At 59.4% G+C, this 12,115-nt stretch carries 16 protein-coding genes; 9 read left to right on the plus strand and 7 right to left on the minus strand.

What is annotated here, in order from left to right:
- Positions 1-441 carry a hypothetical protein gene (locus ABJN86_RS09250; RefSeq protein ID WP_348366539.1) on the plus strand — a complete coding sequence of 147 codons (441 nt, stop codon included), beginning with the start codon at positions 1-3 and terminating at the stop codon, positions 439-441.
- Here ABJN86_RS09250 and ABJN86_RS09255 read toward each other — a convergent pair.
- Together ABJN86_RS09255 and ABJN86_RS09260 are read right to left on the minus strand one after the other, a co-directional pair.
- Entirely contained in the window at positions 438-767 is a 330-nt protein-coding gene (locus ABJN86_RS09255) for an AzlD domain-containing protein (RefSeq protein ID WP_348366541.1), read from the minus strand. The two genes, ABJN86_RS09250 and ABJN86_RS09255, sit on opposite strands and share 4 nt — an antisense overlap.
- A complete protein-coding gene (locus tag ABJN86_RS09260; protein WP_348366543.1) occupies positions 764-1,462 on the minus strand; it encodes an AzlC family ABC transporter permease in 699 nt (232 codons plus the stop codon). Before ABJN86_RS09260 ends, ABJN86_RS09255 begins: the two co-directional genes overlap by 4 nt.
- 58 nt (positions 1,463-1,520) lie before the next feature.
- Between ABJN86_RS09260 and fdhD the strand changes: the two genes are divergently transcribed.
- From fdhD to ABJN86_RS09290, 6 genes are read left to right on the plus strand one after another with little or no spacing between them, the layout of a single operon-like run.
- The gene (gene fdhD / locus ABJN86_RS09265; RefSeq protein ID WP_348366544.1) at positions 1,521-2,405 is read left to right on the plus strand and encodes a formate dehydrogenase accessory sulfurtransferase FdhD; all 885 of its coding nucleotides are present in this window, start codon (positions 1,521-1,523) and stop codon (positions 2,403-2,405) included.
- Positions 2,402-2,929: a hypothetical protein gene (locus ABJN86_RS09270; RefSeq protein ID WP_348366546.1), complete on the plus strand. Its 528-nt coding sequence runs from the start codon at positions 2,402-2,404 to the stop codon at positions 2,927-2,929. The genes fdhD and ABJN86_RS09270 overlap by 4 nt, the downstream gene beginning before the upstream one ends.
- Positions 2,926-3,537: a molybdenum cofactor guanylyltransferase MobA gene (gene mobA / locus ABJN86_RS09275; protein WP_348366548.1), complete on the plus strand. Its 612-nt coding sequence runs from the start codon at positions 2,926-2,928 to the stop codon at positions 3,535-3,537. The genes ABJN86_RS09270 and mobA overlap by 4 nt, the downstream gene beginning before the upstream one ends.
- Positions 3,534-4,025 (plus strand): molybdopterin-guanine dinucleotide biosynthesis protein B, encoded by a 492-nt coding sequence (gene mobB / locus ABJN86_RS09280; RefSeq protein WP_348366549.1) that lies wholly within the window; start codon positions 3,534-3,536, stop codon positions 4,023-4,025. Before mobA ends, mobB begins: the two co-directional genes overlap by 4 nt.
- A 7-nt stretch (positions 4,026-4,032) precedes the next feature.
- A complete protein-coding gene (gene glp / locus ABJN86_RS09285) occupies positions 4,033-5,316 on the plus strand; it encodes a gephyrin-like molybdotransferase Glp (RefSeq protein WP_348366550.1) in 1,284 nt (427 codons plus the stop codon).
- Complete coding sequence (locus ABJN86_RS09290; protein WP_348366929.1) at positions 5,316-5,903, plus strand: GNAT family N-acetyltransferase; 588 nt, start codon at positions 5,316-5,318, stop codon at positions 5,901-5,903. The genes glp and ABJN86_RS09290 overlap by 1 nt, the downstream gene beginning before the upstream one ends.
- Positions 5,904-5,955: 52 nt before the next feature.
- Here the strand turns inward: ABJN86_RS09290 and ABJN86_RS09295 are convergent, their stop codons facing one another.
- The 4 genes from ABJN86_RS09295 to argH all read right to left on the minus strand — a co-directional run bounded on the left by ABJN86_RS09295 (position 5,956) and on the right by argH (position 9,146).
- Entirely contained in the window at positions 5,956-6,978 is a 1,023-nt protein-coding gene (locus ABJN86_RS09295) for a hypothetical protein (RefSeq protein WP_348366552.1), read from the minus strand.
- A gap of 25 nt (positions 6,979-7,003) precedes the next feature.
- On the minus strand, positions 7,004-7,474 hold the full coding sequence (gene greA, locus ABJN86_RS09300; protein WP_348366554.1) for a transcription elongation factor GreA: 471 nt from the start codon (positions 7,472-7,474) through the stop codon (positions 7,004-7,006).
- A gap of 125 nt (positions 7,475-7,599) precedes the next feature.
- Positions 7,600-7,749: an argininosuccinate lyase gene (locus ABJN86_RS09305; protein WP_348366556.1), complete on the minus strand. Its 150-nt coding sequence runs from the start codon at positions 7,747-7,749 to the stop codon at positions 7,600-7,602.
- Positions 7,746-9,146 carry an argininosuccinate lyase gene (gene argH, locus ABJN86_RS09310; RefSeq protein WP_348366558.1) on the minus strand — a complete coding sequence of 467 codons (1,401 nt, stop codon included), beginning with the start codon at positions 9,144-9,146 and terminating at the stop codon, positions 7,746-7,748. Before argH ends, ABJN86_RS09305 begins: the two co-directional genes overlap by 4 nt.
- Before the next feature lie 24 nt (positions 9,147-9,170).
- Here argH and ABJN86_RS09315 point away from each other — a divergent pair, with 24 nt between their 5' ends.
- Positions 9,171-9,728 (plus strand): TlpA disulfide reductase family protein, encoded by a 558-nt coding sequence (locus ABJN86_RS09315; RefSeq protein ID WP_348366559.1) that lies wholly within the window; start codon positions 9,171-9,173, stop codon positions 9,726-9,728.
- Positions 9,729-10,169: 441 nt separating this feature from the next.
- Positions 10,170-11,747, plus strand: coding sequence for a hypothetical protein (locus ABJN86_RS09320; protein ID WP_348366561.1), 1,578 nt, complete (start codon positions 10,170-10,172; stop codon positions 11,745-11,747).
- An 8-nt stretch (positions 11,748-11,755) separates the two neighbouring features.
- Here ABJN86_RS09320 and ABJN86_RS09325 read toward each other — a convergent pair whose 3' ends face one another.
- Positions 11,756-12,079, minus strand: coding sequence for a hypothetical protein (locus ABJN86_RS09325; RefSeq protein ID WP_348366563.1), 324 nt, complete (start codon positions 12,077-12,079; stop codon positions 11,756-11,758).
- Positions 12,080-12,115 lie beyond the last annotated feature (36 nt).

The raw sequence follows: 12,115 nt of genomic DNA on the forward strand, positions 1-12,115 counted from the left end.
ATGCATGTCCAAATAGATGGCTCCAACGTCATGTATTGGGGCGGGGAGCCGCCCACGCTTGATCCCGTGATCGGCGCTATTGAGGTGTTAATGGAACGGGGAATCGTTCCGCATGTGGTGTTCGACGCCAATGTTGGTCATGTCGTTTTCAAAGGGTCAAAGCGTGCTGACGAGCTGGCGCAGATGTTGAAAATACCCGCCGCGCAGGTCTCCATTGTGGACAAAGGCTCGCAAGCAGATCGCCACCTTTTGAGCGCCGCACGCGCGGAAGGCGGGCAGGTCGTGTCAAACGATCTGTTTCGTGACTGGGCGAAAACCTTTCCAGAAGTGCGCCGGAAGGGGCACCTGATCCACGGGGGTTACCACAAGGGCAAGCTTTGGCTCGACTTTGATGGATCACGGCCGCGCGCAGCGAAGACCCGTCGCCGCAAGAGCCGTTAACCCAACAGGTATTGCATGACGAACAACACAACCGCGCCAGCCAACATCGCAGTGACGATGCGCTTGAAGAAGTAGCCGACGAGGATGGTCGTCGCGGCGGCGGCCAGCCTTGCGGGGTCGGGGTTGCCGTCTGTCGCGGCGGGAAACACAACCAAGGGCGCGACCAGACCGGGAAGGACAGCGACCGAGGTATACCGCAAGTGGCGCAGCACCCATGGCGGCATTTCGCGCGACCCGATCAGACCGATGAAGGAAAATCGGATGATGAAGGTGCCAATGCCGATAAAGGCGATGATCCACCAGATATTCTCTACCGAATAGTTCATGTCATGCGCCTTTCAACCTCTGCACCGACCATCATCGCCACCACCGCCGCGATGAGTAGGCCTAGGTTCAACGGCACAAAGCCAAGCGCCAAGGCCAAGACCACGGATGTGATCGCCGCCGCCATATGGGCCAGGGTGCGCAGCGCGGGCGCGACCATCGCGAGGAAGGCAATCGGCATGGCAAAATCCAAGCTGTACTCAGGCGGGATTTGCCCGCCAAGGGCCGCGCCAACCCATGTGCTGCCGATCCAAAAGGTCACGATAGGGATTGAGCTGCCAATGAAGAATGCCGTTCGTTGCGCCGTCGTCTGCGTGGGGAGGGTTTCATCGTCCATAGTCATGAGGTTCGCGGTTTGGTCAAAGATCATGTAGCTGATCAGGACCCGCCGCCATAAGGCCTGATCCCCCAGCAGGGGGGCCAGAGCCGCTGAATACATCGCCATGCGCAAGTTCACCGCCAAAGCGGAGGCGATCACGACCAACGTTGGCGCGTTCTCAATCATGAATTGCAGGGCGGTGAATTGGGCCGCCCCAGCAATGACGACCAATGAGAACCCCATAACCTGAGTAAGGGGCATCCCCGCCTCCGTGGCCGCGACACCAAATAGCGTGGCGAAAGGCATCACCACGAATATGAAGGGTATGCTGGCGCGAACCCCGCGCCATAGGGCGGTTTTGGTGGTGGAAGGAGACATGCTCTGCCTTTAAGGTTGGGTCCTGAACAGTGCTAAAGCGCCTTGGGAGCGGGTTCAAATGGCAAATAGTGATATGTCGGATCAGGAATGGCTCTTGGCGCCCGATCCTGACCGCGTGGGCTTAACCCGCAGCGTGACTGGCACCGACCATGAGGGGCGCAAAACCGCGCTGCGCGTGGTCGAGGAGCGCCCGCTGACGATCTATCTGAATGCCCGAGAAATTGTCACCGCGATGACCATTGGCGACTACCCCGAATATCTGGCGCTTGGCTTCTTGCGCAATCAAGGGATGGTCAACACGCAAGATGAAATCACCGGCATCGACTACGATGAGGAAACAGCGACCGCCGTGGTGCGCACCGCCGTGGTGACCGATCACGAGGAAAAGCTGGCCAAGAAGACCCGCACTTCGGGATGCGCAGTGGGAACTGTTTTTGGCGACATGATGGAAGGGCTGGAGGGCGTGACCCTGCCCGACGCCCGCCTGCGCACATCCGATTTATACGCGTTGGCCAAGGCGATTAACACGGCCCCGTCGCTGTACCTAAGTGCGGGGGCCATTCACGGGACGGTGCTATGTGAAGGTCGCCGCCCACTGGTGTATATGGAAGATGTGGGCCGTCATAACGCGGTCGACAAGGTCAGCGGCTGGATGGCGCTTGAGGGGGCCACGGCCGCCGATAAGGTGCTCTACACCACGGGGCGGCTAACATCCGAGATGGTGATCAAGACGGCGCTGATGGGCATTCCGGTGTTGGTGTCGCGATCCGGCTTTACGGCGTGGGGCGTGGAGATCGCGCAGCAGGTGGGGCTGACGCTGATTGGCCGCATGCGCGGGCAGCGGTTCATGTGCCTGTCCGGCGCGGAGCGCTTGATCTGGGACGCGGACCCTTTGAGCATAACAGACGAGCCGAGGAAGTCGGGCCGGAAGGGTGGCGCATGAGTGCTGAAATCAACGTCACGTTCCGCACAACCCAAGCGGAGATGCAGCGCGCCATGTTGCAGGCGGGGGGGCAGTTGCAGCGCCGCCGCCCGAAAGGACCGTTTGTTCTATTCGTAATTGCGCTTTGCGTGATCATGATCTTGGGTCTGTATGTCATCGACAATTGGCTCAACTTTGATACGCAGCTGTCACATTTGATCGCTTTCTTAATCGGGATGGTTTCCGTGTTTGGAATTGTCGTCGTGAACGCGCGTTTGATGCTGCGCGAGACAGCAGCCCGCAGCATGGAGCAAGACGCCGCACGTGGTGACGTAGAGGTTTGCTTTGATGCGAGCGGCGTGCGGTTTGAAAACAACCTAGGAAACTCGTTCAACAAGTGGACAGCCATTTCCGAGGTCATGTCGTTATCTGACGCAACAGCTTTGCGGATGGGGGCCATCATTCACCCCATTCCAGACGCAGCACTGCCTATGGCTCCCGACGCGTTTCGCGAACAGCTTCAAGCTTGGAAAGATGCAGCATGAAACAACCCGCAGGCATCATTCTGGCAGGTGGTCAATCGCGGCGCATGGGGGGCGGCGACAAGGGGTTGCTGAGCTTGGGCGGGCGAACCTTGCTGGCCCGCGTTATAGACCGGCTGGAGCCGCAGGTGGCGGAGGTGGGTTTGAACGCCAACGGCGATCTGGCGCGGTTTGACCGCATTGGACTGCCGATCGTCGCCGACAGCATTGCGGAATATCCCGGCCCATTGGCAGGCGTCTTGGCTGGCATGGATTGGGCCGCGTCCCGCGGACACAGCCACATCGTAACGGCAGCGGCAGACACGCCGTTCTTCCCCTGCGATTTGGTGCCTCAATTGATGATGGCAGCAGAGAATGCGCCGAACTCCCCGATTGTCTTAGCCGCCACACCAGACCCTAAACGAGGCATGTCGCGCCACCCCACCTTTGGGCTATGGCCGGTGGATTTGCGCGACGACCTGCGTGCGGCACTCACGGACGGTGTGCGCAAAGTGGTGGCTTGGACGGATAAGCATGGTGCCGCAACGGCCGAGTTTCCCGCCACGCCGTTCGATCCGTTTTTTAATGTGAACACGCCCGAGGACATGGCGCGTGCGGAAGGTTTGTTATGAACGTATTTGGCGTCACGGGGTGGAAGAACTCCGGCAAGACGGGATTGATGGAGCGCCTCGTGGCCGAGATCACCGCGCGGGGATTCACGGTCTCGACGCTGAAACATGCGCATCATTCGTTTGACGTGGATCACGCGGGCAAGGACAGCTACCGCCACCGCGAGGCGGGGGCGTCGCAGGTGATCCTGTCCTCGCGAAACCGATGGGCGTTGATGACCGAGCTGCGCGGCGGGGATGAGCCGGCATTGGGCGAACTGCTGAGCAAGCTAGACCCCGTCGATTTGGTGCTGGTGGAAGGCTACAAGCGCGAAGGTCACGACAAGATCGAGGCTCACCGCGCGGAGACCGGCGAGCCGTTGATTGCGCCGAACGACCCGACCATTATCGCGGTGGCCTCAGACAGCGCGCCGGATGCAGCCGTGCCGGTGATGGACTTGAACGATACCAAAGCCATCGCCGATTTGATCCTTGCGCGCGTCGGGTTGTGAGGATCGTATGACCGCCCCAGACCTGCCCCCAGATCTACCCCGCCCACCCAAACTGCGCGACGATTGCTTTGCGCTTCCTGCGGGGGTCGATTGGACCCCCGTTGACGACGCGCTTGCTAGGCTGAACGCGGCGGTGACGCGGGTTGTGGGGGTTGAAGAGGTCTCGCACGCGCAATCCGCGGGTCGGGTGCTCGCGGCCAATGTGGTTGCGCGCCGCTCTAACCCGCCAGCGCCGAACTCCGCCGTGGATGGCTACGGCTTTGCACATGCCAGCACAAAGGATGGCGATCAGGTTTTGCCGCTTGTGGACGGGCGTGCGGCAGCCGGAGGTGCCTATGACGGCGCGGTGGCCCATGGCGAAGCGATACGCATTCTGACGGGCGCCGTGTTGCCGCAAGGCGTGGACACTGTGGTGCTGGAGGAAGACTGCACCGTGACCACGACCCATGTGGCGTTTCGCGGGCCAATACGCCCCTACGCCAACACCCGCAAGGCGGGCGAAGATGTTGAGCAAGGCGCGGAGGTTTTCGCAGGCGGCCATCTGCTTGGCCCGCAAGACGCAGGCCTGCTTGCTGCCCTTGGGGTGGATCGGCTGGATGTGTTCAAGCGCCTCAAGGTTGGCGTTTTGTCGACTGGGGACGAGTTGGTGGACCCTGCCATGCAGGCCGCTTCTGACCGGACTTATGACGCGAACCGGCCGATGCTTTTGCAACTGGCGCAGGGCTGGGGCTTTGAGGCGGTGGACCTTGGCCACGCCGCAGACGACCGCGACGCCTTACGCGCCAGATTGGACGAGGCAGCGGCGCGGTGCGACGTGATCCTGACCTCGGGCGGGGCGTCGGCGGGGGATGAGGACCACGTGTCCGCCTTGCTGCGCGAGCACGGGAACTTGCAGGCTTGGCGGATCGCCCTCAAGCCGGGCCGCCCGCTGGCCTTGGCGTTGTGGCAAGGCGTTCCGGTATTTGGTCTTCCGGGCAATCCGGTGGCGGCATTGATCTGCGCGCTGATCTTCGCGCGCCCCGCCTGTTTGAAAATGGCAGGGGCGGCATGGTCGCGCCCCCAAGGCTTCATGGTTGCGGCGGCGTTTGCCAAGCGCAAAAAGCCGGGACGGCGCGAGTACCTGCGTGCACGTATGGGGGCGGACGGGGTGGAGGTCTTTGCCTCCGAAGGATCGGGTCGCATATCGGGGCTAAGCTGGGCCGACGGCTTGGTTGAGTTGCCAGACGGCGCGGTGGATATCCATCGGGGCGACATGGTTCGCTACATCCCGTATGCAAGCTTCGGGATGTGATGCAGATTATCGCCGGATTTGAGAATGCTCAACGCGAGCAAGTCGCGGCTCTGTTTTGGGCTGCGTTTTCTGGCAAGCTGACGTCTGTTTTGGGGCCGGAGCCGAAGGCGCTCAAGTTCATTTCTAATGTTCTACAACCCAGATTTGCGCTTTGCGCAGTTGAGAACGATCAACTGTTGGGCGTTGCCGGCTTCAAGACCCCTGAAGGCGGTTTGGTCGGTGGCGAGCTGTCCGACCTGACGCCGATCTATGGCGGCTTTGGCGGTCTTTGGCGCGGGTTGATTTTGGACAAGCTAGAGCGCGAGATCGTTGAGGGGCAATTGCTGATGGACGGCATCTTTGTGGCCGAGGCCGCGCGTGGCAAAGGGGTCGGGACTGCGTTGCTGGAGGCCATAACGCGTATCGCGGTGGAAGACGGCTACTCCGAGATCAGGCTGGACGTGATCGACAGAAATCCGCGTGCCCGCGCGCTATACAAACGGCGCGGGTTTGAGCCTTGTGGGGACGTCGACACATGGCCACTACATCGCGTGTTCGGGTTTCGCAAAGCAACGACCATGCGCCGAAAGGTAGCGCCCAAGACCTAACCGACTATTGGCGCGGTCGGGGGTAAATCCCTCTCAGGTTCAACACATCGTCTTAGTCGAAGGTTCCGGTCACGCGGCCAAGCAGCATGAAGCACCGCGCGGTACGGGTGTCCGCCAGCTTGGTGATTTCTTCGTCGCTGGCGACGGGTGCGAAATTGGCGAAGGTTTTGTCGAACTGGCGCAAGAAATGGTGCACCGCATCGCGGAACACCGCGTCGGAGCGCATCCGGCCGGAGGCCAGCGCCAAGGAGGACCGATCATGCACCGCGCCGATGCCCGCCACCGCTGGGCCGCGCTCGCCCGTCGCAAACATCCGCCACAACTCGGGGCGGGACCGGTCGGGGGTCAGATCGTCCATGTAGATGCCGTCTTGGCTGAGTAATGTCAGAACATCTTGCGAGGAACGCACCAGTTTGGAGCTTTCGTGATCCGCCAAAGCGCGGCGTAATTGACGGAAGCCTTCGACGTCGTTCTCATCTTCGGGGAAATTAAGCGCGCCGATGAAATCGGTAACCGACAGGGGGGCTGCGGTATTTGGTGGTGGCGTGCCCAAGGCCAAGGCGGGCTGGCTGTCCGTCGTCACGCCGGGCTTGACCAACGCAGGGTGAGAGGCCGTTTGCTCCACCGCTGAGGGGCGGGATGTGGCGAATGTCGCCACGGCGTTTTGGGTTTGCTTCGTGGCCGTCGCGATCTCGTCCAGCTTGCGCTCTACGGCGGGTTTGACGCCCATACCCGAGGTTTGTGCCTGCGAGACATACGCCTGGCGCATGGCGTCGATGGCGGATTGCAGTCGTGCGGCCTCCTCGCGCATGACGCGGGCGGTTTTGATTACTGTGGCACCAATCCAGATCAACGCGATGGGCAGGAGTATTGCCAACATCGCGACAAGGAAAGTCCCTTGGCTGGTTTCCTCGGCTGGGGCCATAAACATGAAGTAGATGCCCACCAACACCAGCCACATGGCAGACAGGCCAACGGCAATCATATCCGCCGCCGCAAACCCGCGTTTGGGGCGTGCGTAGACACCCAGTTCCATGGGTTTTTCTGTGATGATCTCTGGTTCTTGGTCTGGCATGTTGGTGCTGTCCGTGCCGTAGCTTTTATGCGTAGATGATTTCCAGAATCTCGTAGTCCTTGGTGCCGCCGGGAGTTTTCACCTCGACGCTGTCACCCTCTTCCTTGCCGATCAATGCCCGCGCCAAAGGTGAGGCGATGTTGAGCAGGCCATTGTGGATGTCGGCCTCTTGCTCGCCCACGATTTGGTAGGATTTCTCCTCCTCGGTGTCTTCGTCCACCAGCTTCACGGTCGCGCCAAATTTAATGGTCCCCGACAGCGTTTTGGGGTCGATGACCTGAGCGAGGCTGATCATGCCTTCCAGCTCTTTGATGCGGCCCTCGATAAAGGACTGCTTCTCCTTGGCGGAGTGGTACTCGGCGTTCTCGGACAGGTCACCGTGCTCGCGGGCTTCGGCGATGGCCTGAATAATTGCAGGGCGTTCCACCACCTTGAGGTTTTTCAGCTCTTCGTCGAGCGCCTTGAACCCCTTTGGGGTCATTGGGATCTTTTCCATACTCTCACTTACCGTTGTCGTGGCGGGTTGTCCGCACCTGTTTATTCACTTCACCCGCGTCGCTGTCCATTTGCAAGCGGCACGTGCGGCGGTGGGCCGCCTATTTTGTTAGAAGTGGCGTCAGCCTACCACTTTTTGCGCAGACCTACCTCGGCGCGGCCCGTGATGGAGATGCCGGATTTGGTCGCGGCTACAGGCTCTGGCGTGCTGGGCTCGCCGTCGATGCCACATGCGGCGAGCATCGCCACAGTGGACAGTGAGATCACGTATTTCATGCCAGTTTTTCCTTCCAAACAGCCACCTGCGCACGCACGTTATCAGGGGCCGTGCCGCCATAGCTGGTGCGGCTGGCGACCGAGTTGTGCACGCCCAGAACGTCGAAGACGTCCCGCGTGATCTTAGCATGAACGCCGGTCATGTCAGCAAGGCTAAGGTCGGGCAGGTCGCAACCCTTGTCCTCGGCCAGTTTTACCAGCGTGCCAGTGACGTGGTGGGCCTCGCGGAATGGCATGTCCAAGGCGCGGACCAACCAGTCAGCCAGATCCGTCGCGGTTGAGAAACCGGAGGCGGCGGCTTTTTCCAGCTCGGGTTGGTTGGCGGTCATATCCGCCACCATGCCAGTCATCGCAGCCAGCGCCAGCATTAGGCTGTCGGCGGCGTCAAAGGTCATCTCTTTGTCTTCCTGCATGTCCTTGGAATAGGTCATGGGAAGGCCCTTCATCACGATCATCAGCGCGGTGTTGGCCCCGTAGATGCGTCCGATTTTGGCACGGATCAGCTCGGCGGCGTCGGGGTTCTTCTTTTGCGGCATGATGGAGGAGCCGGTGGAGAAGCGGTCGCTGAGCGTCACAAAGCGGAATTGCGCGGAGGACCAGATCACCAGCTCTTCGGACAGACGCGACAGGTGCATCGCGCAGATGGAGGCGGAGCTAAGGAAGTCGAGCACGAAGTCGCGGTCGGCCACGGCGTCCAACGAGTTGGCGGCGGGGCGATCAAAGCCCAAAGCGGCGGATGTCATGTCGCGGTCAATTGGGAAGGAGGTCCCTGCAAGCGCCGCCGCCCCAAGGGGGGATTCGTTCATGCGTGTGCGGGCGTCCTCGAAGCGGGACACGTCGCGGCCCAACATCTCGACGTAGGCCAGCATGTGGTGGCCCCATGTGACAGGCTGCGCCGTTTGCAGGTGGGTGAAACCGGGCATAACCCAATCGGCCCCCGCCTCGGCCTGTGCGACCAGCGCTTTTTGCAGCGCTTTGATGCTGACGATGGCCGCGTCCACTTGGTCGCGGACCCACAGCCGGAAGCCCAATGCCACTTGGTCGTTGCGCGACCGGCCAGTGTGCAGGCGGCCAGCAGGTTCGCCGATAAGTTCGCGCAAACGGGATTCCACATTCATATGAATGTCTTCCAAGGCGGCGGAAAACGGGAACTCTCCGGTCTCGATCTCTGACAAGACCGTGAGGAGGCCTTCCCTGATGACTTCGGCATCGTTACCCGTGATAATGTCCTTGGCACCCAACATGGCGGCATGGGCGCGTGAGCCCTCGATATCTTGTTGGGCGAAACGTTGGTCAAACCCGATGGAGGCATTGATGGCCTCCATGATAGCGTCTGGGCCGGCGGCGAAGCGCCCGCCCCACATGGCGTTGGATGCGTCTTTTTTCTGGTCGGTCATGGACTGGCCTTTTGGAGTAGTTAAATGCGGTACTTAAAGCTTCTGGTGCTATACGCGGGCCTAGCCGCGGGTGCAAACACTGCGGTGGCCGATACCTCGGCGCTCATATCCCTCGCAAAGGGGGATTTGGTGAGGTTGCAAACCCATGGTGAAAGCCGCGCGGTGGCGACGACCGTCTTTTATGACGCGCAGGGCAAGCCTACCGATATGTCCGCCTACCGTGGGAAACATGTTGTTTTGAACTTCTGGGCGCTTTGGTGCGCACCTTGCGTCAAGGAAATGCCTGCGCTGAATGAGCTGGGCGCCGAACTTGGCGGGGCCAATTTTGAGGTGGTGACTGTGGCTGCAGGCCGCAACTCGCGACCTGCCGTTGATCAGTTCTTTAAGCAAAAAGAGCTGTCTCACCTGCCCAAGCTGTTCGACCCGAAGATGGAGTTCGTACGAGACATTGGCGGCCGCGGTTTGCCATTGACGGTTCTGATTGGGCCGGACGGGCGCGAAGTGGCCCGCATGAGCGGTGATGCGGAATGGGATAGCCCAGAGGCATTAGCTTTGATGCGCGGCTGGATCGCTGGCAGCTAATCACTAAAAAAACGGGATCCCAAAAAGGGACCCCGTTTGACACTGATTAACACAATCTGTTGCGTAGGTAATGCATTGCCAAATCATGGGCTCACTCAAAGGGCGTAGAAAATCTTAGGTCTGTTCCGCACGGACAACTTCGGTCCTTTTGGACCATCGAGATTGGCCCAAACCATCCAAAGATGTTTATTCATCATTACTGATGAATACCGCACAACTTGCTTTTCACCCCTTACCGCATCATTTGGCAACACGACGCAACGCCCGTCTCATAACGCGCGGTCAAAAGCTACGAGTCACCCGTTTGGGTGATATTAGAAATCCATCTCCATCACCGCCGGAACCGTGGCTGAAAAGTATCACTTTATGGGGCTGCGTTGACCCAGAAATATAATTACAGTGCCGCCATCGGCAGCCAAATATGGCGGATGGGGGAATGACATGACGCTGGATCAAGACCCCGAATTGGGGCCGGTTTTGCTCGGCTTCTATGAATGCCTGACGGACCCGGACAAGCTTGATTCAGTGATGGAAATGTTGACCTCATGGCTGGACGACGAGGGTGGCGAAGTGATTGCGCCGAAGTTGGATTATCACGCTGAGCACGCTTGGCGGCTGCTCGGGCAAATCTCGACGCCAGAGCCACTGCCCGCCGAAGAGATGCCGCACCTTGAGCAGACCTATTTTAAAAGCCAAGCAGACGTCGAGCAGGCCATCCACGACCAAATCGGGGCCGAAGACCTCAAGGCCCTGAATCACTGGTTATCGTCCAAAGCATCGACCAAGGCCCTGCTAATGCGTGTTTTCAACGAGCAGGGGGCCGAGCTGGCTATTTTATCCCAAGCCCCGACGAAAGAGGGCTTCATCCTGAAGCGCACGGGAGCCGAGTTTCATTCGATCATCTCGAAATTTGTGTCGGACAGTTTCGATTTGACTGACGCCGAATTCACGTTGGTGTCGGAGCTGATTTCAGGGGGTACACTCCGCGAAATCTCTGACCGTTTGGGAAAGTCATGGGAGACCACCCGCAGCCAAGTCAAAACACTGAGCAACAAATTGGGCGTGAGCTCTCAGGGTGATATATTGCGCATTGTTCATCAGGCGGCAAACCTTATGCCGCCGCAGCAAGTAGAGCGAACAACGAGGAATGGGGAGGGGGGGCGCACCCTTCTGCGGCCCGACGGGCGCACTATTTGTTACGAAATCGACGGGCCGCGTTCGGAGAAAACACTGGTGCATCTCCATGGATTGCTGGAGGGGCGTCATTGGCCCGAAAAGGCCCGCAATCTTGCGCTGCGCCGAGGCTGGCAAGTGATCCGCATAAGCCGTGCGGGGCGTGGTGCCTCAACCGTGAATGCGAAAATCAAAGATGATCTTTTGCAAGATCACGTGGATGACGTGATGGCGATTGTGGACCATGAGGGGATAAGCTCCTTTTCAATCTATGGTGCCGCGGACGGGTTTTCGGTGGGGTATCCGCTGGCCTTGCAGCACCCCGAACGCGTGCAGATGATTGTCGGGCTGGAAGTCACTCCGCCTATTTTATCTCGGGATGCGATCAAGGGGTTTTCGGGCAAAATGAAAACCTTCGGGCTTGCGTGCCTATATGCGCCAAAAACCGTCAAATTCATGTTTGGGCTTGCCCTTAGCAAAATGGAAAAGATGGAGGACCGGTATTCGGTTGTGCACCCGCTTTTGGGGATTCGGCTTGACGAGATTGAAGACGCGGACGGCATTCGGGCGGTTGAGGCGAATTTTCAAGATGTGGCACAGAACAAGCACGATGGACCGTGGCGGGATGCCAGTGTCACCTGCTTGGACTGGGCCCACGCGTCCGCAAACACCAACAAGCGCCCTCGTGCGGCGTTGATCCATTGCGGGAACTCAATGATCAATTCATCGGAATTTTTGAATGATTTTGCCGAACGAATAGGGGCGCCGATCTATCGGCTTGATTCGTATCTGCCCCATGTTATGGCGCCACTTCCATTGGTGCTGGACACGTTGGAGCAGCTTTAGATTTGGCGCTATTTGCCAGCCTGCAGCGGCACTTGAGCCTTATTGAGCTCTTTGGACCAACGAAGGCTCACTAAAACTGTGCTTGCGATAGCAATCGCGCAGATAACCCCCGGATCAGTGGCGTTAAGCCAGGTGTGGTAATGTCCGCCCATGCTCGCGGCGAGATCGCCGACTAGACGCGCCACGATTGTTCCGCTGACAAGCGTCACAATCATCATGATCGCGGGAAGGCCTAGTATTGCCAAAAGGGCAGGCCACCAAGGCCCCTTAACGATCGCGCGGTGCTCGTGCACTACAATGAGTGGCAGAAATAGGAACGTAAGAATGGGCAAGAGAAGCGCCACTACTACCAACATGAACGTTAATTT

Origin of the sequence: Litoreibacter sp. (genome assembly GCF_039974535.1) — a bacterium.
In the GTDB taxonomy this organism is placed as follows: domain Bacteria; phylum Pseudomonadota; class Alphaproteobacteria; order Rhodobacterales; family Rhodobacteraceae; genus Litoreibacter.